At 68.2% G+C, this 22,661-nt stretch carries 18 protein-coding genes and 2 tRNA genes; 14 read left to right on the forward strand and 6 right to left on the reverse strand.

What is annotated here, in order from left to right; genetic code table 11:
* Positions 1–17: 17 nt before the first annotated feature.
* Positions 18–995, reverse strand: coding sequence for a DNA-3-methyladenine glycosylase family protein (locus DWV11_RS17825; RefSeq protein ID WP_115790260.1), 978 nt, complete (start codon positions 993–995; stop codon positions 18–20).
* Positions 996–1,123: 128 nt separating this feature from the next.
* Between DWV11_RS17825 and DWV11_RS17830 the strand changes: the two genes are divergently transcribed.
* The 4 genes from DWV11_RS17830 to DWV11_RS17845 all read left to right on the forward strand — a co-directional run bounded on the left by DWV11_RS17830 (position 1,124) and on the right by DWV11_RS17845 (position 5,494).
* Positions 1,124–1,516 carry a VOC family protein gene (locus DWV11_RS17830; protein ID WP_115790261.1) on the forward strand — a complete coding sequence of 131 codons (393 nt, stop codon included), beginning with the start codon at positions 1,124–1,126 and terminating at the stop codon, positions 1,514–1,516.
* Between the two features lie 78 nt (positions 1,517–1,594).
* Positions 1,595–2,980 carry a cystathionine beta-synthase gene (locus DWV11_RS17835; protein WP_115790262.1) on the forward strand — a complete coding sequence of 462 codons (1,386 nt, stop codon included), beginning with the start codon at positions 1,595–1,597 and terminating at the stop codon, positions 2,978–2,980.
* Positions 2,981–3,018: 38 nt separating this feature from the next.
* Positions 3,019–4,182, forward strand: a complete 1,164-nt coding sequence (locus DWV11_RS17840) for a cystathionine gamma-synthase (protein WP_115790263.1) — start codon at positions 3,019–3,021, stop codon at positions 4,180–4,182.
* Between the two features lie 4 nt (positions 4,183–4,186).
* A complete protein-coding gene (locus tag DWV11_RS17845; protein ID WP_115790264.1) occupies positions 4,187–5,494 on the forward strand; it encodes a glycosyltransferase 87 family protein in 1,308 nt (435 codons plus the stop codon).
* A gap of 85 nt (positions 5,495–5,579) precedes the next feature.
* Here the strand turns inward: DWV11_RS17845 and DWV11_RS17850 are convergent, their stop codons facing one another.
* A complete protein-coding gene (locus DWV11_RS17850) occupies positions 5,580–7,742 on the reverse strand; it encodes a phosphocholine-specific phospholipase C (RefSeq protein WP_115790265.1) in 2,163 nt (720 codons plus the stop codon).
* A 169-nt stretch (positions 7,743–7,911) separates the two neighbouring features.
* On the opposite strand from DWV11_RS17850, the gene DWV11_RS17855 reads away from it, so the two are divergent.
* The gene (locus DWV11_RS17855; RefSeq protein WP_115790469.1) at positions 7,912–8,478 is read left to right on the forward strand and encodes a winged helix-turn-helix transcriptional regulator; all 567 of its coding nucleotides are present in this window, start codon (positions 7,912–7,914) and stop codon (positions 8,476–8,478) included.
* Positions 8,475–9,794 (forward strand): MFS transporter, encoded by a 1,320-nt coding sequence (locus DWV11_RS17860; protein ID WP_115790266.1) that lies wholly within the window; start codon positions 8,475–8,477, stop codon positions 9,792–9,794. Before DWV11_RS17855 ends, DWV11_RS17860 begins: the two co-directional genes overlap by 4 nt.
* Here the strand turns inward: DWV11_RS17860 and DWV11_RS17865 are convergent, their stop codons facing one another.
* The 3 genes from DWV11_RS17865 to DWV11_RS17875 are packed head-to-tail and all read right to left on the reverse strand — an operon-like array spanning position 9,795 to position 13,155.
* Positions 9,795–11,300, reverse strand: coding sequence for an APC family permease (locus DWV11_RS17865; RefSeq protein ID WP_425452078.1), 1,506 nt, complete (start codon positions 11,298–11,300; stop codon positions 9,795–9,797).
* Positions 11,297–12,502: a glutathionylspermidine synthase family protein gene (locus DWV11_RS17870; protein WP_115790268.1), complete on the reverse strand. Its 1,206-nt coding sequence runs from the start codon at positions 12,500–12,502 to the stop codon at positions 11,297–11,299. Before DWV11_RS17870 ends, DWV11_RS17865 begins: the two co-directional genes overlap by 4 nt.
* 2 nt (positions 12,503–12,504) lie before the next feature.
* A complete protein-coding gene (locus DWV11_RS17875) occupies positions 12,505–13,155 on the reverse strand; it encodes a Tat pathway signal protein (RefSeq protein WP_115790269.1) in 651 nt (216 codons plus the stop codon).
* Positions 13,156–13,246: 91 nt separating this feature from the next.
* Between DWV11_RS17875 and DWV11_RS17880 the strand changes: the two genes are divergently transcribed.
* The 8 genes from DWV11_RS17880 to DWV11_RS17915 all read left to right on the forward strand — a co-directional run bounded on the left by DWV11_RS17880 (position 13,247) and on the right by DWV11_RS17915 (position 21,381).
* Positions 13,247–14,767: a sensor histidine kinase gene (locus tag DWV11_RS17880; RefSeq protein WP_115790270.1), complete on the forward strand. Its 1,521-nt coding sequence runs from the start codon at positions 13,247–13,249 to the stop codon at positions 14,765–14,767.
* A complete protein-coding gene (locus tag DWV11_RS17885) occupies positions 14,764–15,438 on the forward strand; it encodes a response regulator (protein WP_115790271.1) in 675 nt (224 codons plus the stop codon). The genes DWV11_RS17880 and DWV11_RS17885 overlap by 4 nt, the downstream gene beginning before the upstream one ends.
* A gap of 23 nt (positions 15,439–15,461) precedes the next feature.
* The gene (locus DWV11_RS17890) at positions 15,462–16,124 is read left to right on the forward strand and encodes an MOSC domain-containing protein (RefSeq protein WP_115790272.1); all 663 of its coding nucleotides are present in this window, start codon (positions 15,462–15,464) and stop codon (positions 16,122–16,124) included.
* A 402-nt stretch (positions 16,125–16,526) separates the two neighbouring features.
* Positions 16,527–18,623 (forward strand): DEAD/DEAH box helicase, encoded by a 2,097-nt coding sequence (locus DWV11_RS17895; RefSeq protein WP_115790273.1) that lies wholly within the window; start codon positions 16,527–16,529, stop codon positions 18,621–18,623.
* Between the two features lie 255 nt (positions 18,624–18,878).
* A tRNA-Thr gene (locus DWV11_RS17900) sits at positions 18,879–18,950 on the forward strand.
* A 60-nt stretch (positions 18,951–19,010) separates the two neighbouring features.
* A tRNA-Met gene (locus tag DWV11_RS17905) sits at positions 19,011–19,084 on the forward strand.
* 65 nt (positions 19,085–19,149) lie between these two features.
* On the forward strand, positions 19,150–19,809 hold the full coding sequence (locus tag DWV11_RS17910; protein ID WP_115790274.1) for an SDR family oxidoreductase: 660 nt from the start codon (positions 19,150–19,152) through the stop codon (positions 19,807–19,809).
* A gap of 3 nt (positions 19,810–19,812) precedes the next feature.
* Positions 19,813–21,381 carry a Na+/H+ antiporter gene (locus tag DWV11_RS17915; RefSeq protein ID WP_115790275.1) on the forward strand — a complete coding sequence of 523 codons (1,569 nt, stop codon included), beginning with the start codon at positions 19,813–19,815 and terminating at the stop codon, positions 21,379–21,381.
* 17 nt (positions 21,382–21,398) lie between these two features.
* Here DWV11_RS17915 and DWV11_RS17920 read toward each other — a convergent pair whose 3' ends face one another.
* Complete coding sequence (locus tag DWV11_RS17920) at positions 21,399–22,619, reverse strand: ROK family protein (RefSeq protein ID WP_115790276.1); 1,221 nt, start codon at positions 22,617–22,619, stop codon at positions 21,399–21,401.
* Positions 22,620–22,661: the final 42 nt, after the last annotated feature.

The following is a 22,661-nucleotide window of genomic DNA, read 5'->3' on the forward strand; positions in this document are numbered from 1 at the left end:
ACGGAAAGGGGAGGCAGTCAGTGGCCGCGGTGGTCCTGGATGGTCATCCGCGGGCCGAACGCCGGCTTCCGGAAGCCGCTGAGCCCGAGCAAGCGGACCACTCTCTGCCGGTGCCCGCGCCACGGCTCCATCAGGGCGAGCATGCCGGCGTCGTCCGTTTTCTTCCCGGTGAGGGCATAGCCGACAAAGGAGGCCAGGTGGTAGTCGCCCACCGCGATCGAATCCGGGCAGCCGTGCGTGCGTTGCAGCACTTCGGCAGCCGTCCAGATGCCGATGCCCGGGATGGCCTGCAGCTTCGCCCCTGCCTCCGCGGCGTCCAGGGCCGCCAGGCGTTCCAGCCCGGACGCCGAGCGCAACGCCCGCATGACCGTGGCCGAACGTTGCGGGCCGACACCCGCCTTGTGCCATTCCCAGGACGGGATGCCCAGCCACTGAGCCGCGGTGGGGGCGACAAGGAGGTCCGACGGCGCGTGGAGGCCCGCGCCCGGAGCCGGGCTTCCGTAGCGGTACATCAGGTAGCGGTAGCCGCGGCGGGCCTCGATGGTGGTGACCTTCTGCTCCAGGATGGTGGGCACCAGGGAGTCCACCACCCTCCCGGTGGCGGGCAGGCGCAGGCCAGGGTTCCGGCGTCGGGCCTCGACCACCAGGCGGGGGAGTTCCGCGTGGAAGGCGGGTTCGTCGAAACCGGACCAGTCGTCATCCCGGCCCAGAAGCCGCGGCACACCGGAGATCGCGGATTCCGCGCCGGGACCCCAGGCCTGGGCGTCGACGCAGCAGTCCGGACTGGAGACGGCGGTGAGCCGCAGGGTAGCGGGGCCGTCCGGCGTCGTGAACGCCATCCAGAGGCCGTCCGGGCGGTTGGCGAAGGACGGATCGCCGTTGCCGCGCATGAGGATTCCCAGGCTCTGCAGGAGGTTGAACGGGCCGCCGGGATGCCAGCGCACGGAGGCGTCCGCCGCGGCCGCGGCTGCGGCAGGGGCGCTGGCGATCGTCATGAATCCATCGTCCCACGGGGCGCCGACGGTATGTTTCCGGGGGCCTTACGTCCCGTCTCCGGCGCGGTTAGACTCCCGGTGTGGCGCGGGCGCCCGTGCCTTTCCGAAACGTATCCAGGAGAACCGCAATGGGTGGAATAGTACATTTCGAAATCCCCGCAGAAGACTCCGAGCGGGCCAACAACTTTTACCAGGGGGCATTCGGCTGGACGCTCAACTACATGCCGGAGCTGGACTACACGATCGCCCTGACCACGCCTTCCGACGAACAAACCGGAATGCCGAACTCGCCCGGCGTCATCAACGGTGCCTTGTTCACGCGTTCAGCGGACCTGCAGACCCCCGTCCTCACTGTGGATGTCGATGACATCGACGCGGCCCTGGCGCAAATCGAGTCGGTGGGCGGCTCGGTCCACAAGGGCAAGGACGCCGTCCCGGGCATGGGATGGTACGCCTACTTCAAGGACACCGAGGGCAACATCCTCGGCCTCTGGCAGACGGACAATTCCGCGGGGAAATGACGCCGCCGCAAACAGATGCAAGGAAGCCCGGGCAGGTCCACGCCCGGGCTTCCTTGCCGAAGCGGTAACTTGGTATCCATGAAGTACGCCGAGTCCGTTCTGGACCTCATTGGCAATACGCCGCTCATCAAGCTCAAGCACGTTACCGAGGGCATCAAGGCCACCGTCCTGGTGAAACTCGAGTACATCAACCCCGGCGGATCCATCAAGGACCGGATCGCGGTGAAGATGATCGAGGAGGCCGAACGCAGCGGCAAGCTCAAGCCCGGCGGCACGATCGTGGAGCCCACCTCCGGCAACACCGGCGTCGGCCTGGCGTTGGTGGCGCAGCAGAAGGGCTACAAGTGCATCTTCGTGGTCCCGGACAAGGTGGGCGAGGACAAGCGCGCCGTGCTGCAGGCCTATGGCGCCGAAGTTGTGGTGACCCCCACCTCTGTGGCCCCGGACAGCCCGCAAAGCTACTACGGGGTCTCGGACCGGCTGGTCACCGAAATCCCCGGCGCCTACAAGCCGGACCAGTTCTCCAACCCCGCCGCACCGGGCAGCCACTATGAAACCACCGGCCCGGAAATCTGGCGCGACACCGATGGCAAGGTCACCCACGTGGTGATCGGCGCCGGCACCGGCGGCACCATCACCGGCACCGGCCGCTTCCTCAAGGAAGTCTCGGCGGACCGTCCCGAGGCCGACGGCGGCCGGGTCAAGGTGATCGGCGCTGACCCCGAGGGCTCGGTGTACTCCGGCGGGACGGGCCGGCCGTACTTCGTCGAGGGCGTGGGCGAGGACATGTGGCCGGAAAACTACGACAGGACCGTCCCCGACGAGGTGATCGCGGTCAGCGACGGCGACTCCTTCGAAATGACCCGCAGGCTGGCCCGCGAAGAAGGCCTGCTGGTCGGCGGCTCCTCGGGCATGGCCGTGGTGGCCGCGCTCAAGGTGGCGAAGGACCTCCCCGAAAAGGCCGTCGTCGTCGTGATCCTGCCGGACTCCGGCCGCGGCTATCTCGCCAAGATCTTCAACGACAAGTGGATGCGCTCCTACGGCTTCCTCTCCGGCGGCGAGGAAGCCTCCGTGGGCGAGGTCCTCAAGTCCAAGACCGGTGAGATGCCGGACCTGGTGCACATCCACCCCAACGAGACCGTGCGCGATGTCATCAACATCATGAATGAGTACGGCGTCTCGCACATCCCGGTTCTCTCGGCCGAGCCGCCCGTGGTGATGGGCGAAGTCCTGGGTGCCGTGGACGAACGCTCGCTGACCACCAAGCTGTTCCGCGGCGAGGCGAAGCTGACGGACAAGATCTCGGAGCACATGGGGGAGCGGCTGCCGGTGATCGGTTCGCTGGAGACGATCTCCGCCGCCCGCGAACTGCTCTCAGACGTGGACACCGTGATGGTGACCTTCGTCGGCGCCCCGGTGGGCATCCTGACCCGCCACGACCTGCTCGCCTACCTGAGCCACTGATTCCCCAAGCTGCTTTCCCCGAACCAGGAGGAGTACCCATGTCTGCCCATGAAGCAGGTTTCAACACCCGCGCCGTCCACGCCGGCCAGGCCTTCGAGCCCCGCACCGGCGCCGTGGTGCCGCCGCTGCACTTCAGTTCCACCTACGCCCAGGACGGCATCGGCGGGCTGCGCGAGGGCTACGAATACGGCCGCGGCGGCAACCCCACCCGGGACGCGCTGCAGGAACAGCTCGCCGCGCTCGAGGGCGGCAGCCACGCCTTCAGCTTCGGTTCCGGCCTGGCAGCCGAAGACTCGCTGATCCGGGCCGTCGCCCGCCCCGGGGACCATATCGTGCTCGGCAACGACGCCTACGGCGGAAGCTACCGGCTCATCAACCGGGTGCTGGGCGAGTGGGGCATCGGCAACACCCCGGTGGACATGTCCGACCTTGACGGCGTGCGTGCCGCTGTTGCCGCGCACAAGACCCGGATCGTGTGGGTGGAGACGCCGTCCAACCCGATGATGCGGATTACTGACATCGAGGCGCTCGCCGCCATCGCGCACGACGCCGGTGCCCTCCTCGTCGTCGACAACACCTTCGCGTCCCCGTACTTGCAGAACCCGCTCGCCCTGGGTGCCGACATCGTGGTCCACTCCACCACGAAGTACATCGGCGGGCACTCCGACGTGGTGGGCGGCGCCGTCGTCGTCAACGATCCGGAACTGGCCGACAAGATCGGCTTCGTGCAGTTCGCCGTCGGCGCGGTCTCCGGCCCGATGGACGCGTTCTTGACCACGCGCGGCCTGAAGACCCTCGGCGTGCGCATGGACCGGCACAGCGAGAACGCCCAGGCCGTGGCCGAATGGCTGCTCCAGCGCCCCGAGGTGGAAGCAGTGCTGTATCCGGGCCTGCCGTCGCACCCGGGCCACGAGCTGGCCAAGAAGCAGATGAAGAAGTTCGGCGGCATGGTCTCCGTGCAGTTCAAGGGCGGCGAGGCTGCGGCGCGTGCCGTTGCCGAACACACGCAGGTGTTCACCCTGGCCGAGTCCCTGGGCGGCATCGAGTCCCTCATGAACTACCCCTCGGAGATGACCCACGCCTCCGTGAAGGGCACCGAGCTGGCCGTGCCTGTCAACCTGATCCGCCTTTCCTGCGGCATTGAGGACGTGGAGGACCTGATCGCCGACCTCGAGCAGGCCTTCGCGGCGATCAACGGCTAGGGGAATGGGGTCTGATCCGAGCGGTGCAAGCGCCCTGCCTGCTGCACACGTGCCGTCGCCGCGCGGCTGGGTCCTGACGGCGTTCGGCGGGCTGCTCCTTGCCGCCGCGGTGTGGTTCCTCTATAAGGACTACAAGCCGTTCCTGAACGATTTCGAGGTCTACTACTACGGCGGCAGCCGGGTCCTGGAAAGCGGCGACAGCCTCTACGCTCCCCGGGACGGCCTGCCTTTTACGTACCCGCCGTTTGCCGCCGTGCTGTTTGCCGGGCTGGCAACCATGGGTTTCGGGGCCGGCAGCATGGTCTTCATCCTCTCGGCTCTGTTCGGCGCCGCGGTGGTGGCCGCGTGGCTGTCCCGCCACTATTTCGGCATGAACACCTGGCGTGCGACGTTCGCCGATTACCGTTTCAGGACCACTACGGCCGTTGGAACGGGCGCCATCCTGCTCCTCGGACCATGGCGTGACACCTTCGTGTTCGGCCAGATCAACATCATCCTGATGGGCGTCATCCTGGCCGACTTCGCGTTGCACGGGAAGGTGCGCGCCGGGCAGATCCGTTGGCCGGCAGGTCTCCTGACCGGGCTCGCCGCCGGGGTGAAACTCACGCCCCTGGTGTTTGGGCTGTACTTCCTGGTGCGGCGTGACTTCAAGGCGCTTTCCTGGATGGCCGTGGGATTCTTCGGGTCCATCGCCGCCGGCTGGGCCGTCCTGCCGCAGGCGTCCGTGGCCTTCTGGATGAAGATCCTGCCGGATACGGGAAGGATCGGGCAGCCGGACTTCGTGGACAACCTCTCCCTGAAGGGCTTGTTGCTGCACCTCGGCCTGCCGGATTCCGCGCAGACCAGCCTTGAGTGGGCGGGCCTCTCGCTTGGGCTGGTGGCCCTCACCGTCCTGGTCATCAAGTGGGCCCTGGACGTTGACGAGAACTTCATCGCCGTCTCGGCCACCGCCGTCCTGATGCTGCTGATCAGCCCGGTTTCGTGGTCCCACCACTGGGTCTGGATGGCTGTTGCCCTGCCGGGCATGGCCTTCGCGATGCACCGCGTACCGTCACGCCAGGGCAGGATGCGCCGTGCCGGCTGGGTGATCGTGGCCTGTTCGACCCTTGCCTTCTACCTCACCCCGAAGAACATCGCAGTGCTGGCCGGCGCCGCGGAATGGGGCAAGGGCGTGGAAACACAGTTCCAGCTGTCGGTGTCCAGCCTCGGGGTGCTGTGCGGCATCGCCCTGCTCGTGTACTGGGCCTTCGCGTACCGCCCGGCGCGGACGGGAATCGGTGCGGCGCGGGCCGGGGCAGTCCGTTCTTCCTGACCTTCTTTGCGAAGCCCAACGGCCGCGGCACCCCCGGAACTCCGGGGGGCCGCGGCCGTCCTGTCTTCAGAGGAGGCCAGGAAGGCTAGCCGGAGATGCCGGGCTGGCCGTTTTCCTCGCAGCCGGTCAGCCGGCGCCGGAACGTGGCGTCCTCGGCAGCGGTGACCTCGATGTCGTACCAGCCCTTCAGGGTCGCCCAGGTCAGGGTCTTTGCGCCGCCTGGCTTCAGCTTCACCCTCGTGCTGAGCTGCTTGTATTGCAGGGCGCCCAACTGCAGCGTCACCGTCCTGGAACCGTTGTTGCGCAGATCCAGCACCACGTCGCTGCCTTCGCGCGCGATGACGGAAACGTCGACGCCGGCCGCCGCCCCCGCCGTCGAGCCCTTGAGCTCGTACTGGCAGCGGTTGGGTCCGGTGACGACCAGGTCGAAACTGCCCGACGGCGCCGCGAGCGTCACTGCCTCGCTGCCCTTCACGTCGAGGTGCCGGGGTTCGGCGAGCTCGCCCGCGTAGCCATACACGGCGAAGTGGGCCGAGCGGGTGCCGCCGTTGCGCAGGGACAGCACGACGCCGTCGGCGGTCACCGCGGCGGACGTCCCGGGCCGGTACGGCAGCGGACGCGCCGGGCGGGTGCCGTCTTCCTGGATCGGCGCTACCTGCACGGCCGGCGGAACAGGACGCCAGCGGCTGATCTTCGCCGGAACCGGACCCGGGTGGTCCAGTACCGGCGGGGTGCCGGCGGCGGCGAAGTTGAAGACACCGGTGAGATCTCCGCACACTTCGCGGCGCCAGGCGGAGATGTTCGGTTCCTGCACGCCGGTCCACGCTTCCAGGAAGCGGAGCACCGAGGTGTGGTCGAAGACCTCCGAGCTGACGAAGCCGCCGATCGTCCAGGGCGAGACGACGGTCATGGGTACCCGCGGGCCGAGGCCGATGGGCCGGGCCGTGGTCCAGTCCGTGGATTCGCCGGAGGCCGGGCGCGGCTGAACGGGCGGCGGAACGTGGTCGAAGTAGCCGTCGTTCTCGTCGAAGTTGAGGAAGATGGCCGTGCTGTCCCAGGTTTCCTGGTTGCTGGCCACGAGGTCCAGGAGGCGGTAGACGAAGTTGGCGCTGCCCACCGGTGTGGAGGCGCCGGGGTGTTCGGAGTCGGCGGCGGAGGGGACCAGCCAGCTGACCTTCGGCAGGGTGCCGCCGTCGATGTCCGCTCCGAGCCGTTCCAGGAGCGTGTCCGGGCGGCCGCGGAACATGGCTTTGTCGAAGAGGAGTTTCTCGGCGTCGGTCAGCAGCCCGCGGCCGGCTTCCAGCTGGGCAAGGAGCCGTTCCTGTTCTTCGGGGGCCTTGGCGTGGAGAGAGTCGTAGAACTCCTCCGTGGTGCGCAGGTCGCCGTCCACGGCGGCCAGCATCTTGCGGCCAATCGCCTTGAAGGTGTCGAAGTACTCGACAGCGTTGTCCGTGAAGTTGTCCCAGTCCTGGTAGATCCGCCAGGACACGCCGGCCTGCTCCAAGCGCTCCGGGTAGGTGGTCCAGTTGTAGCCGGGGTGGTCGTAACTGTAGGCGGCGTTGGTGACGGCCCGCTTGCCAGTGGCCTTTTCGGTGCCGGTGGTGCCGCTCCAAAGGTAGTTGCGGTTGGGGTTCGTGGAGCCGTTGACCGAGCAGTGGTAGGCGTCGCAGATAGTGAAGGTGTCCGCCAGCTCGTACTGCAGCGGGATGTCGGAGCGCTCGTAGAAGGTCATGGTGGAGGCGCTCTTGGCCGGGATCCACTTGTCGCACCAGCCGTTGTTCCAGGCGGTGGTGGTGCCCGCGAAGGAGTGGTCCAGGTCGCCGAGGTACTGGATGTCCGAGTCCGGACGACCTGCCAGTTCAGCGGCCTTGCGGAGCGAGAACGGAAGCACCGTTTCGCCGGTGGCCCGTGGCTGTTCGAACATCGACCTGCCGTCCCGCAGGCGGGTGAGGGACTTGTCGCCGTAGCCGCGGACGCCGCGCAGCGCGCCGAAGTAGTGGTCGAAGGAGCGGTTTTCCTGCATAAGGATGATGACGTGCTTGATGGACTGCAGGCTTCCCGGCGGCACTGGCTTGGCCATGGCGGCCTGCACCGACGGCGGCAGCAGGGAACCGGCAGCGGCAAGCGCCGTCGCCGCGGCGGTGGCGCCCAGGAAACGGCGGCGGGAGAAGCCTGTCGCGGCGGCGCCGGCGGCGGTGCCACCTTCGTCGGTTGAACGTTTCATCATCTCGGGGTCATGCGTTGCCATAGTCGGATTGCCTTTCGTAGATAAGGTCCAGCCCCACCAAAGTAGACGCTCCGGGTGAATCCTTGGTGTATTTCGCGTACACCGGCCGGCCACCGTCCCGACACCGGCGGGTCGGCTGCCAGGCCGCGGGGTGTTGGCTTTCTTCAAGAAAGCCAGCTACGATCGGGCCATGCCTCTTCGCTCCGACTGGTCCGCGCGCACGTGCAGCCTTGCCCGCGGACTGGATGTCCTCGGCGACCCGTGGGGGAGCCTGGTCCTGCGGGAAATCTTCTTTGGCAACGGCCGCTTCGATGCCATCAAACAGCGGCTTGACATAGCCGATACCGTCCTCAGCAAGCGCCTCGGCTGGTTGCTCGAGGCCGGGCTGCTGGCGCGGCGCCCCTATCAGGACGGGAGCCGCACGCGGCAGGAGTACGTCCTCACGCCCAAGGGCGAAGATGCACTGCCCGTACTCAACGCGATCATCATCTGGGCCGAGAAACACCTGGACGCGCCGGACGAGGTCTCACACATGCGCGTCATCCACACCGGCTGCGGGCAGCCTACGTCCTCTGCCGATACCTGCAGCCATTGCGGAGTGCCCCTGACCGCAGCCAACTCGAGCTGGCACAGCCTCAAGCGAAGCGAGCAGCCGCTCCCTCTCGCCGTCGCACCCGTGGAGATAGGCCCCGCCGCAGCGCCCGCCGCACCCGCCCCCGACAAAGGCTCGACCCCCGAAACGGAGATCCCCGCATGACTGCTCCCGATGTCACCGAGGTGGCGAGCCGAAAGTCCCCGCGCCGCCGCCTGCACCCCGCGTGGTTCGTGGCCGCCGTCGCGTTCCTGGCCTTGGTGGGCGCCGCCGGCTTCCGCGCCGCACCTGGCGTGCTCATGGTCCCGTTGCAGGCTGAGTTCGGCTGGTCCACCACGGTTCTGTCCCTGGCCGTCAGCCTGAACCTGGTGCTGTTCGGGCTCACCGCGCCCTTCGCCGCGGCCCTCATGGAACGCTTCGGCATCCGCGCCGTGACTTCCATCGCCCTGTGCCTGATCGGCCTCGGCTCCGCCCTGACGGTCTTCGTGAACCAGTCCTGGCAGATCCTGCTCACCTGGGGGCTGCTGATCGGCCTCGGCACCGGGTCCATGGCCCTCGTCTTCGCCGCGACCATCGCCAACACCTGGTTCGCCAGGCGCCGCGGCCTCGTGATCGGCATCCTCACTGCCGGCAGTGCCGCCGGGCAGCTGGTGTTCCTGCCGTTCATCGCTGCGCTGGCCCAGAACCCCGGTTGGCGCGGGGCCTCGCTGCTGATCGCGGCCGGCGCGCTTGCGGTCGTCCCGCTGGTGCTGCGCTGGCTGCGGAACTCTCCTGCCGACGTCGGCGTCCTGCCGTACGGTGCCGAGACTGCGGAACCGGCGGTCACGACGGCGGCTGCCGGCGACTCCACGAATGCCGCCGTCCGCGCGCTGCAGGTCCTCAGGCGCGCCAGCAAGGTGCGCACTTTCTGGGGCCTCGCGGCGGGCTTCGCGATCTGCGGCGCGACCACGAACGGCCTGATCGGCACCCACTTCATCCCCTCGGCGCACGACCACGGTATGCCGGAGACGACGGCGGCGGGTTTGCTGGCCGTCGTCGGGATCTTCGACATCGTGGGAACCATCGCCTCGGGCTGGCTGACCGACCGCTTCAACCCCAAGGTCCTGCTTGCCGTGTACTACCAGTTCCGCGGGATTGGCCTGCTGGTGCTGCCGCTGTTGCTGGGTTCCACGGTGGAACCGAGCATGATCGTGTTCGTGGTGGTCTACGGCCTGGACTGGGTGGCCACAGTGCCGCCCACCGCCGCGATCTGCCGCCGGGTCTTCGGTGCGGACGGCTCCGTGGTGTTCGGCTGGGTGTTCGCCGCCCACCAGTTGGGCGCAGCCGCGGCGGCGGTGGCAGCCGGCTTCGTCCGTGACGCCACCGGGCACTACACCTACGCGTGGATCGGCGCCGCCGCGATGTGCACCGTTGCCGCCCTCATCAGCGCCACGATCCGCAAGGACGCCGCCCGCAAGGAAGCGGTGCCGGTGGCCGCCTGACTACTTCGCCGGACCTGTTCTCGCCGTGAAGTAGGCCCGGGTGGACGGCAGGAAACGGCAGACGACGGCGAGCACCACGCCCAGGAACAGCAGCACCACGCCGCTGACGAAGGCGCCGCCCACCCCGAGGATCGTTGTGTCCCCGTACTCCGGGTCCCACATCTGGATCGCGGAAATGAAGAACGCCGCGGCCAGCAGCACGGCGCCCAGCAGCGGCAGGATCCCGCGGAACCACAGGTTCCGGGCAGAGCTGCGGAGCGTGCCGCGGAAGTACCAGACGCAGGCAAAGCCGCTGAGCGCGTAGTAGAAGGCGATGAACAGGCTGATCGAACTGATCGAGTCGGCCAGCAGGTTCTCGCTGAGGAAGGTCATGGCGATGTAGTAGACGGCGGCTGCGGCGCCCATGAGCTGGGTGGAGAAGCCGGGCGTCTGGTACCGCGGGTGGACCTTCCCGAAGCGAGGCGGCAGGGCGCCGTGGACGCCCATCGAGAGCGTGCCGCGGGCCGTGGGCAGGATGGTGGTCTGGGTGGAGGACAGCACCGAGGCCAGGACCGCGAGGACGATCAGCCAGCCCCAGGGACCCAGCACCACGTCCTTCATGGCCAGGAACACATCGGATTCGTTCTCGCTGTTGCCCAGGCCGATCCCTTCGGCGCCGGAGCCTGCGTACATCATCACCAGCAGGGCCACGGAGACGTAGATCGCAACCAGCACGAAGGCCGAGATTACGGCGCCGCGGCCGGGGGTTTTCGCCGGGTTCTCGGTCTCCTCGTTCAGGGCCAGGCAGGTGTCCCAGCCCCAGTAGATGAAGAGCGCCAGCAGCGCACCGTGCACCACGGCGCCGGGGTCCGTGAAGGCGCCGGCCGGATTGAACCATTCGAAGGTGAACGGCGTGGCATTGCCGGATCCGCCGTTGGCGATCCCGGCCATCAGGGCCACGGCGAAGATGCCCAGCGAGACGTACTGGACGTAGGTCAGGGTCCGCTGGACATGTTCGCCCAGCCGGATGCCGCGGTGGTTCACGAACGTCATCAGGGCAATGAACGCCACGCCGGTGCCGGTCACGAGCCAGGTGCTTTCGGCCAAGGAGCCGTCGCCCACCAGGAGCCACAGGTATTGCCCGGCCACCTGGGCCAGGTTCGCCAGGACCACCGTGCCCGCCAGTGACACGCCCCAGCCGCCCAGCCAGCCGGCCCAGGGGCCGAAGGCCCTCCGGGCCCACACGAAGGTGGTGCCGCAGTCCGGCAGGGCGCTGTTCAGTTCCCGGAAGGCGTAGGCGATGAAGAGCACCGGGATGAAGCCCAGCAGCAGGATCAGGGGAGTGTAGTCCCCGTTGACGGCGACGATCAGGCCCAGGGTCGCCGCAAGCGAGTAGACCGGCGCGGTCGACGCCAGGCCCAGCATTACCGAGTCGCCGAGGTCCAGAATCCCGGCGCGCAGTCCCTTGCCCGGGACGGCGCCGCCGGGCTGGGGGCGGCCGGACGACGTCGAGGTTTCCATGCTCACAGGGCGGCTCCGTTGGAAGCGGCGGACGCGATGGTCGGCGCCGGTGCGTCGATGGTATTGGGCACAAAGCGGCAGAAGTAGTCGGTGACCGGGCCGTCCGATTCGCGGATGCCGCAGCCCACCGATTCCCCGTCCACCACCCACAGGCCCAGAACGGGGTGGTTGCCGCCGAAGTCGGGAAGCTGCTGGTACTGCTGGAAACACCAGCCTTCCCGTCCGTACTTCCCGGGCTGGTCGATCTCGACGCCGGGGGCGTGGATCCGGATGTTGTCGCCTTCGCGTCCGTGCAGCGGCTTGGCCACCCATTCCGTCAGCGGCCCGGGGTCGCCAAGGTAGGCGGGCAGCAGATTCCCGTGGCCGGGGTAGAGGTGCCACAGGGCCGCGAGCAGGGCCTTGTTGGAGAGCAGCATCTTCCACGCCGGCTCCACCCAGCGCGGGTTGTGGGCCCGCTGCAGCAGGCGGTGGCCGAAGGGCTCCTTCATCATCAGTTCCCACGGGTACAGCTTGAACATGGTGCTGATCATGAAGTTGTCCAGGTCCACGAAACGGTTCAGGTTCGGGTCCCAGCCGATGTCCGACATGTTGATGCCGATGGTGGTCCAGCCGCCCTGGCCGGCCACGTCCCGCATGTAGGCCGCCGTCATCCAGTCCTCGCCGGACTCTTCGGCTTCCGAATGCGCCACGTGCAGGGTGCTCATCCCCGTGCGGTACCGCAGCTTCTTCCACTGCCGGATGAGGGCTTCATGGATGCCGTTCCACTGGTCCTTGTCCGGGAAGACGTCCTGCAGCCAGAACCATTGCGCCACGGACGCCTCGATCAGGCCGGTGGGGGTGTCGGCGTTGTACTCGAGCATCTTCGCGGGCCCTCCGGCGCCGTCATAGATGAAGTCGAAGCGGCCGTAGACGTCCATGTCCCCGGCCTGCAGCGATTCGGCCGCGAGTTCCAGGGCCTGCTGGCCGATGCCGATCCCGCCCATCGCCCCGGTGGCCAGGAACCTGGCCGCCTCCAGGCACATGAGGTGCATGTCTTCGGCGGTTTTCTCGAGCGTTTCCACCTCGTCCATGGTGAATTCGTAGTACGCCGACTCGTTCCAGTACTCGATCTTCCGGCCGTCAGGCATGGTGGTGGTGGAAAACACCAGGCCCTGTTCCTCGATCTTCTGTTTCCAGTCCGGACGTGGCGCAACCGTCAGTCTCTCCATCCTCAGCCGCCCGTGCTTCCGCCGCCCTTGGAGCTTCCGCCGAAGCCTCCGCGGCTCACTGTTCCGCCCTTGGTGCTGTACCCGGTGGACGCCTTCGCGCCGCTGGGCATGGTCCGGGTGTAGTTCGGGTAGGTACTGCGGTTCTGGCCCACGGCCGGGACACTGGAGCCGCGCGAGTAGAAGTACCAGGCGTAGAAGCCCGAGCCGCGGCCCTCGGAGCTGCCGCAGTTGACGTCGTCCACGCGCTCGCCGGTCTGATCGTTGAAGCACACCTGGGCGTAGTCGGCGTCGTTCTCCTGGCTTGCCACGATCGCGGTGATCGTTCCGGCGAGCAGCGCCGTGACCCCCAGACCGACGGCGACGGTCCGCCGCTGCGAGCGCTTCTTCCGGTGGGCGGCCTCCGCGGCCCGTTTCGCGCGCTCCCGTTCAAAGGGGTCGACGACGGCGGGCGGCTCGTGCGGCGATCCGTCCCGCCCGGCGTCGGGCTGCTGCAGCTCCGGCCGCAGTTCCGGCTGCGGCACCTGCCAGGGCGGCGGTTGGGGCCGCCCACCGTCGCGGCCGCCGACCTGGTCCTTGTCAACGCCCCCGTCCCGGGCCCTGCCGGAACCCTCGTCCGGGCCGCCGGCGTCCGCCGGATTGCTGTTCGGATCCATGCTTCCTTGTCCCCCGGAGTCTGATTGCTGAGGAAAGCCTACCCCTGCGCTCCGGCCGCGGCATGGGCGGGGAAATGCCAGAATTGGGGGCATGGCCGCATCTGACGTGAACGGAGCCGACCCGGGAAAGGGCATAGCGCTCCCGGCGCAGCCCGGCGTCCCGGGCATCGGCCGCGGCCGGATCGCGGCCGGCCTCGCGCTCGCCGTCGTGTTGCCGCCCGCCGTCGAACTGCTCGTGACGGCGGTGGGTTACCGCAACTTCGCCATGATCATGCTCCTGCAACTCGCGGTGGCCGCTGCCGTGGCTGCCGTCGGCGGCCTGTGGCCGGCCGTTGTGGCCGCTGTCCTGGGCAGTTCGCTGCTCAACTATTTCTCGGCCGAACCCGTAGGCTCCTTCTCGATCGCCGATCCCTCCACCCTCTTCATCCTCGTGGTGTTCCTCGCGGTGGCCTGCGGCATCGGCCTGGCGGTGGGCCTGGCCACCCGACGGGCCCAGGAAGCCGCGCACGCCGGGGCCGAGGCACGGGCGCTGAACGAACTTGCCCTCAGGATCCTCCGTTCGGACGGCAGCCTGGAATCGTTCCTCGACAAGATCCGAGCCAAGCTCGGGATGGAGGCCGTCACCCTGCTGGAGGCCGCTCCGCCCGACGGCCCGGCAAGCGCTCCTGCCACGGCCCGGCGGGCGGAACCACGCTGGCACGTGCTGGCCACCTCGGGCCCGCAGCCGCCGGTGGGCCACGCCGCAGCGGACCACGCCGCCGTCATCGACGCCAACTACACCCTCCTGCTGCGCGGCGGACCGCTGTCCGGCCAGCACAAGCGCATGCTCGCGGCGTTCGGCGCCTATGTGGTGGCCGTGCGGGAACGCCAGCAACTGGTGCGGAGCCGGCAGGACAACCTCCGCCTCACGGAGGGCAACACCATGCGCACCTCCATCCTGCGGGCGGTGTCGCACGACCTGCGCACGCCGCTGGCGGGGATCAAGCTGGCCGTCAGCAGCCTCCGCCAAGAGGAGGTCAGCTTCAGCCCGGAGGACGAACGCGAACTGCTGGCTACGATCGAGGACTACACGGACCGGCTGGGCCACCTCGTGGACAACCTGCTGGACATGTCCCGCATCACCGCCGACGCCGTGACGCCACACCTGCGGGGGCTGGCCTGGGAACAGGTCCTGCCGGACGCCCTGCGCGGGGTTCCCGAGGATCGCATCCGTAATGAAATCGCCTCCAACCTGCCCGCCGTCGAGGCCGACGCCGGGATGCTGGAACGCGTGGTGGCCAATCTGGTGGAGAATGCGGTGAAGTACGCGCCCGGGTCCGACGTGGTGCTGCGGGCACGCACCGCGGGGGTCGCCGTCGGCGGCCGGCCGGGCAGCGAACTGCGGGTGACGGACCACGGCGGGGGAGTGCCGCCGTCGGACATTTTGGCCCTGTTCCTGCCGTTCCAGAGGCTCGACGACGCCGGCTCCGCACGCAGCGGGATCGGCCTGGGGCTCGCCGTCGCGAAGGGCTTCACCGAAGCGATGGGCGGCACCCTGACAGCGGAGCCGACGCCGGGCGGCGGGCTGACCATGGTGGTCACCCTGCCGCTGTGGGAAGGGGAGCAACTGTGAACCTGGTGCTGATTGTCGAGGACGAGGCGCAGATCGCGCGGGCCATGCAGATCAACCTGCACGCCCACGGCTACCAGGCGCTGACCGTCGGTAACGGAGCCGATGCCCTCAAGGCCGCAGCCCGCCAGCCGGTGGACATCGTGGTGCTGGACCTTGGGCTGCCGGACATGGACGGCGTGGACGTGATCCGTGGAATCCGCGGCTGGAGCAACATGCCCATCATTGTGCTGTCCGCCCGGCATGGCTCCGAAGACAAAGTCGAAGCGCTCGACGCCGGCGCGGACGACTACGTGACCAAACCGTTCGGCCTCGACGAACTGCTCGCCCGGTTGCGGGCCGCCTCCCGCCGGGCCGGACCGCGGGACGAGGTGGCCACGCTGGAAACCGCCGACTTCGTGGTGGACCTGGCCGGCAAGAAGATCGTCAAGGACGGCGGGGAGGTCCGGCTGACCCCGACGGAATGGAACATCCTCGAACTGCTGGTCCGCAACGCCGGCAGACTGGTCAGCCAGCAGCAGATCCTCACCCAGGTGTGGGGCCAGGCCTACGCCAAGGAAACCCAGTACCTTCGCGTGTACATCGCCCAGCTCCGCCGGAAGCTCGAACGCGACCCCTCAGCGCCAAGGCACCTCCATACCGAGGCGGGCATGGGCTACCGCTTTGACCCCTAGCGGTGGGGACTAGGCTTGTTGCCATGGACACCGCAACGTTGATCGCAGTCTGCCGGGTGCACCAGCTTCTGGCCGACCCGGAAGGCAGTGTTGGCGTCACCGCCATCGACAAACGCCCCGTGGAAGGACCCGTCAAGGTCCACAAGCTCGGCGTGCACGGCGACGTCCAGGCCAGCCGGGTGCACCACGGCGGGGAGGACCAGGCCCTCTACGCCTACTCGCAGGAGGACGCCGATTTCTGGGTTGCCCGGCTCGAACGCGAACTGCCGCCGGGCATCTTCGGCGAGAACCTGCGCGTGCGCGGCATCGACACCACGGGCGCAGTGATCGGCGAACGCTGGAAGATCGGCCTGGACGTGGAGGTCGAAGTGACCTCGCCGCGCGTTCCCTGTGCCACGTTCCAGCGCGTCATGGACGAGCCGCAGTGGGTCAAGCGCTTCACCGAGGCCGGGAAGGTCGGCTGCTACTTGCGTGTGGTGAAGACGGGGAGCATCTCCGCGGGCGACCACATCCACCGCCTCTTCGTGCCGAAGCACGGCATCACGGTGGGGAAGTGGTTCAGCGATCCCACCGTGGAGGACGTCCAGACCCTCCTTGATGCCGAGGCAGACGGGGAGATCCGGCTGCAGCCCGAGTACCACGACGAGTTCGAGAAGGTCCTGCGCCGGGCCGGCGTCACTGGCTGACACGGCCCGCCCGAACCGCCTTGTGGCCGGCTTTGTGGGCAAGGTCACCGCCGCCGTCGACCCCTGTGTCCGCGGCGCATTGCGTTGTGCCCTACAATTGAACTATCCCCCACTCCGGAAATCCCTTTTTCCTGCCCAATTTTTGAGGCAGGACTGGTCAGTGTTGGGGCCCGCGGAATTGATGCGGGCATTTTCATAGGGAGAGCCGGGCGAAGAAAACGCTGTACAGACTGCTGGGATAGCAGCCAAGAGATACAGCGCGAAGTCCTGCCATGGGGTTGCGAAGCGCCGGACTTCTTTGCGTACGGCCGGGCCCAGGTTCAGCCGTGTGCGACGAGTACTGCGGCCAAGCCCAACCGGGCCGCGCCGACTGGCCACCTATGGATGAGGAAATCTTCCCCAATGCCCGAAAACCCGAACGAAACGCTCGACGTCGAAACCGCGGAGACTGCAGCAACCGCGCCTGAGGCTCCCGCCGCGGAAGCAGCCGAAGCTGCCGAGGCACCTGCGGAATCCGCCGCTTCCGCCTCGGCCCCCGCCCCCGCGGAGGACGAAGACGAAGGCGTCCGCTTCACCGACCTTGGCCTTGACGGCCGTGTGCTCGCCGCCCTGCAGGACGTCGGCTACGAGAAGCCGTCCCCCATCCAGGCGGCCACCATTCCGCTGCTGCTCGAGGGCCGCGACGTCGTGGGCCTCGCCCAGACCGGTACCGGCAAGACCGCCGCGTTCGCCGTGCCGGCCCTGTCCCGCCTGGCCGAACTGCACGACCTCAATGGCCCCTCCCGCAAGACCCAGGCGCTGGTCCTCGCTCCGACCCGTGAGCTGGCCCTGCAGGTCGCCGAGGCTTTCACCTCCTACGCCAAGCACATGGAAGACTTCACCGTCCTCCCCGTCTACGGCGGTTCCGCCTACGGCCCGCAGCTTGCCGGTTTGCGCCGCGGTGCCCAGGTCGTCGTCGGTACGCCCGGCCGTGTGATCGACCACATCGCCAAGGGTTCCCTGGACCTCTCCGAACTCCAGTACCTGGTGCTGGACGAAGCCGACGAGATGCTGCGCATGGGCTTCGCGGACGACGTCGAGCAGATCTTCCAGGAGACCCCGGAATCCCGCCAGGTTGCCCTGTTCTCGGCCACCATGCCGAGCCAGATCCGCCGTATGTCCAAGCAGTACCTGAACAACCCGGCCGAGATCTCCGTGAAGTCCAAGACCTCCACGGGCACCAACATCCGCCAGCGCTACGTGCAGGTCATGGGCCCGCACAAGCTCGATGCCATGACCCGCATCCTCGAGGTGGAAGAGTTCGACGGCGTCATCGCCTTCGTACGCACCAAGATGGCCACCGAGGACCTCGCGGACAAGCTGAAGGCCCGCGGCTTCCAGGCCGCCGCCATCAACGGCGACATCCCGCAGCAGCAGCGTGAACGCACTGTTGACGCGCTGAAGGAAGGCCGCATCGACATCCTGGTGGCCACCGACGTCGCCGCCCGCGGCCTCGACGTGGAGCGCATCAGCCACGTGGTCAACTACGACATCCCGCACGACACCGAGTCCTACGTGCACCGTATCGGCCGCACCGGCCGTGCAGGCCGTACCGGTGACGCGATCCTGTTCATGACCCCGCGTGAGAAGTACCTGCTGCGCGCCATCGAGAAGGCCACCCGCCAGAGCGTGGAGCAGATGCACCTGCCCACCGCGGAGACCGTCAACTCGCTGCGCCTGGGCAAGTTCGCCGAACGCATCACCGAAACCCTCGAGTCCGAGGACGTGGCACTGTTCCGCGACCTCATCGCCTCCTACGAGGAAGAGCACAACGTTCCGGCCGCGGAGATCGCCGCAGCACTGGCCGTCATGGCCCAGGGCGGGCAGCCGCTCCTGGTCAAGGAACTGCCGGCCGCACCGGAATTCCAGAAGCGCGAGCGCTCCAAGGACGGCTTCGGCTCCCGTGGCCCGACCCGCCCGCTGACCGAAGGCAACGCCACGTACCGGATCGCCGTCGGACGCCGCCAGCGCGTCATGCCGGGTTCCATCGTGGGTGCCATCGCCAACGAGGGCGGCATCTCCTCCGCACAGATCGGCGGTATCGACATCCGCTCGGACCACTCCCTCGTGGAGCTCCCGGCGAACCTGAGCCCCGAGCAGCTGCGCGCCCTGTCCCGCACCCGGATCGGCGGCGAGCTGATCCACCTTGAGCTGGACAACGGCCGCCGGCCGTCCGGTGACCGCGGCGGTTACCAGGGCAACCGTGGCGGCGGCGACCGTGGAGGCAACTTTAAGGGCAACGGCGGCTTCAAGAAGGAGTTCCGCAAGAACGACGGCGAGCGTTCCTCCGCGGACCGCGGCGGCCGTTCCTACAGCGAGCGTTCCGAGCGCAGCTACGGTGACCGCGACCGCGGCCAGGCCAGCGACTCCCGCTTCGGCGGCCACGGCAACGGCGCCCGCAAGCCCCGCCACGGCGGCGAAGGCGGACACCGTGATTTCAACCGCAAGGGCAAGTGGTAAAGACCACTGCTACCCGCACCCCGAAGGGCCGGCTTTTGCCGGCCCTTCGGCCGTTTAACGGCAGGGACAGAGGCGCCGGACTTTGCGTGTCGAACCGCCCCGCGAAGGCTGCCCGACGGCGGCGCTTCCGCACCGTTTCCGGGGCCTGCGGAACACCGTCCGGAGCGCTTCGCAAATTGTGTCGGGGCCGGTATTTGCCCCCTTCAGCGCCGATTTGGTGTCAGGGGCGAACCTCCGGTAGAGTACTTACTCGTTGCCCCCTTAGCTCAGTGGTAGAGCGCGTTCTTGGTAAGAACGAGGTCGCCGGATCGATTCCGGCAGGGGGCTCTGAATGAGAGCCTGTGTCAAGGCGGTTTTGACCGGCTTGGCACAGGTTTTCTCATTCGTGGCGGTGTAGCTCAGTTGGTTAGAGCGCACGACTCATAATCGTGAGGTCGGGAGATCGAGCCTCCCCACCGCTACAGGGCAAGACCCCGCAGATTACGGTCTGCGGGGTCTTTTGTTTTGCACCTGCTTGAATGGGTAAATGCCACGGATCACGATCATCGGCGGCCACGGCAAAGTGGCCCTTCACCTTGCCCGCATCCTCAGCGACGAAGGCCATGCCGTCACGTCCCTCATCCGAAACCCCGGCCACGCCGCCGACGTCACCGCGAGCGGAGCCTCTCCGGTGATCCTCGACGTCGAGCATTCCACGACGGCGGAGATCGCCGCCGCGCTTGCTGGCAGCGACGCCGTGGTCTGGTCGGCCGGGGCCGGCGGCGGCAATCCGGCACGCACCTACGCCGTGGACCGCGACGCCGCCATCCGCTCGATGGACGCTGCGGCGCGGGCCGGGGTGAAACGCTACGTGATGGTGTCCTACTTCGGCGCAGGGCCGGGCCACGGCATTCCGGAGAACCACAGCTTCTTCCCCTACGCCGAGGCCAAGGCGGCGGCCGACGAGTACCTGCGCGGCAGCAAGCTCGACTGGACCATCCTGGGCCCGGGCACCCTGAACAACGAGCCCGCCACGGGCCTGATCGACGTCAACCCGGCGGATCCCTCCACCGGCACCGGAACGTCACGGTCCAACACCGCCCTGGTGGCTGCTGCCGTGCTGGAACTGCCGGAGACCATCGGACGGACCATCGAGTTCCGTGACGGAGCCAGGGACGTCGTGGAGGCCCTGACGGGGGACAACTGACGCATGGACCAGCTCGCACTCATCATCGGACTGCTGCTCGCCACAGTGGCGGCCGTGGGCCTGGGGGACAGGCTGCGCCTGCCGTACCCAGTCCTGATGCTGCTGATCGCGGTGGCCCTGACCTTCATCCCGGGCTTCCCCGAGCTTGAGATCGATCCCGAACTGATCCTGCCGATCTTCCTGCCGCCCCTGCTGTTCGCGACAGCCCAGAAGAGCTCCTGGGCGGTCTTCAGGGTTCGCTGGCGGACGCTGCTGCTCATGGCAGTGGCCCTGGTAGTGGTCTCGACGGCGGTCGTCGCCGGGGCTGCCTGGCTCATGATCCCGGGCATCGGCATCCCCGCCGCGATCGCCCTGGGCGCCATGGTGGCGCCGCCGGACCCGGTGGCGGTGGAGTCCGTGGCGGGACGGGTGCACATGCCCCGCCGGCTCATCACCGTGCTGCAGAGCGAAGGCCTCTTCAACGATGCCGCTGCCATCGTGATCTTCCAGGCCGCGGTGGCTGCCACCGTCGCCGGGACGCGCCTTGGCCCCAATATCGTGTTCGAGTTCGTCCTCGGCGCTGCCCTGGCAGTTCTTGTGGGCATTGCCATGGGCTGCTTCGGCAAGCTCATCAACAAACTCGTCACTTCGATGGTGGCCCGCAGCGCCATCACCTTGGTGATTCCCTTTGCCGCCTACATCCTCGCCGAAGAGGTGCACGCCTCCGGTGTGATCGCCGTCGTCGTCACCGCCCTGGAAACCCAGCGCCACGCCCGCCCGCAGGATGCCGCCGAACGGGTCACCCGCACGGCCTTCTGGGACGTGGTGGAGCTGCTGGCCACCGGCCTCGCCTTCGGCCTGGTGGGCCTGGAGATCCGGCATGTGATCCGGGACGAAGGGACGGCGGTGTTTGGCATGGTCGGCATGGCCGCCATGGTCTGCGTCCTGGTGTTCGCGGTGCGCTTCGGCTGGCTCGGCCTGCTGGCGCTCTCCGCACGCCGCAAAGGCGCGCTCCAGCCCACCTCATTCAAGGAGGTGTTGATTCTCACCTGGTGCGGCATGCGTGGCCTGGCCACCCTGGCCCTCGCCCTGGCGCTCCCGCTGACGATCTCAGACGGCGCCGACTTCCCGGCCCGCCACGAAATCCTCGTGATCGCCTGCGCGGTGCTGCTGGCCACCCTGGTGCTGCCGGGCCTGACCCTTCCGTGGCTCATGCGCGTGCTCAAGGCGGCCGAGGACGGATCGCACGAGGAGCATGCCGCCAAGCTGCTGGCCAGCCGCGCACAGAAGGCCGCCATCGCCGCGCTCAAGGACCACGAACTCATGAAGGAGCTCCCGGCGGACAAGGTGGCGCTCGTGAAGCAGAAGATGGCCCGGCTGCACGCCGAACTGCTGGACGGCACCCTCAAGAACGAGAGCCTGGCGGAGAAGCGCCGGCGCGGACGGGAGCTGGCCATCACCGTCCAGACGATCGCGCTCGACGCCGCCCGGCAGGAAGTGGTCACCGCGCGCGGCGAGCCGGGCACCGACCCCGAGGTCGCCGACCGTGTGCTGCGGCAGCTGGACCTGCGCACCATGGCGATGCCGGAGTAGGAACTGCAACCGGCCCGTCAGGAGGCGTCGCTGTGCGTCGGCAGCGACGCCGGATAGACGTCCAGGGCGTTTTCCTCGACATAGTCCAGGGCGTGCCGGACGGCGCCGATGGACACGATCCCGTCGCCCAGGGAAGAGGTTTCAAGCCGGGGCGGCGTGTGGGTGAAGTCCGGCAGCTCCTTGTTGATGGCCGGGATGAGCGCGCGGGCGGATTCCGCCACGGCCCCCGCGAGCACCACGAGTTCGGGATTCACCAGGGTGCTCAGGGAGCCGATCACCCGGGCCATCCGGTGCGCAAGGCGTTCGAGAACCTCCTTGGCGGGCTTGTCGCCGTCCGCCGCCGCCGCGAAGACCATCTCTGCCGTGAGCGCAGACGGAACGCCGCCACAGAGCTTGTGCAGCCGGGACCGTGGATGGGCCGCAAGGGCCTCCTGCCCCCACTGCGCAGCGTAATGCGCAATGCCGCGGGTGTCGCCGACGCCGGAAACGTTGTCCAAGTACCCGAGCTCGCCGAAGCCGCCCAGCTGGCCGTGGAGCAGGCGGCCGGATTCGAGGACCCCGGAACCAAGGCGGTCGCCCGCAAGCATGACGACGAGGTTGTCAACGCCGCGGGCTGTGCCCTGCCAGCGCTCGGCGAGGGTGGCGAGGTTGGCATCGTTCTCCAGAAGTACGTGCCAGCCGTGCCGCTCGGAGACCGTCCGGCGGACATCGAAGGATCGCCAGAATTCCTGTGCGGTGAGGACTTCGCCGTCGCGGCTGACCGGCGCGGCGACTCCCACGGAGACTGCGAGGACCGAGTCCGCTGAAATGCCGGCCTGTTCCAAGGCCTCCGCCGCGATCCGGTCCAGGGCATCGGCCCGCTCGGCGGCGGGCACGATATACGCCCGGAACGGCAGGGTGACCTGGGACAAGGCAGTACCGACCATATCGGCCACGATGGCGGTGACTTTGTTGGCGCCGATGTCGATGCCGAGCACGCTGGCCGCGCGGTCGTCGAACATGAACCGCCGCGCCGGCCTGCCCTTGACGTAATCTCCGGCCCCCCGCTGGTTTTCCAGCTCCTGCAGCCAGCCGAGCCGGACGAGCTCATCGCAGATGGAGATGACCGTGGCGCGGGATAGCCCGGTGGCGGCCATGAGGTCGGTGCCGGTCACGATACCTGCCCCGCGCATTGCCTTGAGCATCGCGCTCGCATTCACCCTGCGCACCAGCTGTGTCGACGGTGCAGTTTCAACCATCGCCAAACCTCCCCAATCCTCCAGGACCGTCCTCCGAAACGA

It is taken from the genome of Arthrobacter silvisoli (assembly GCF_003369445.1).
Classification (GTDB): Bacteria; Actinomycetota; Actinomycetes; order Actinomycetales; family Micrococcaceae; genus Arthrobacter; species Arthrobacter silvisoli.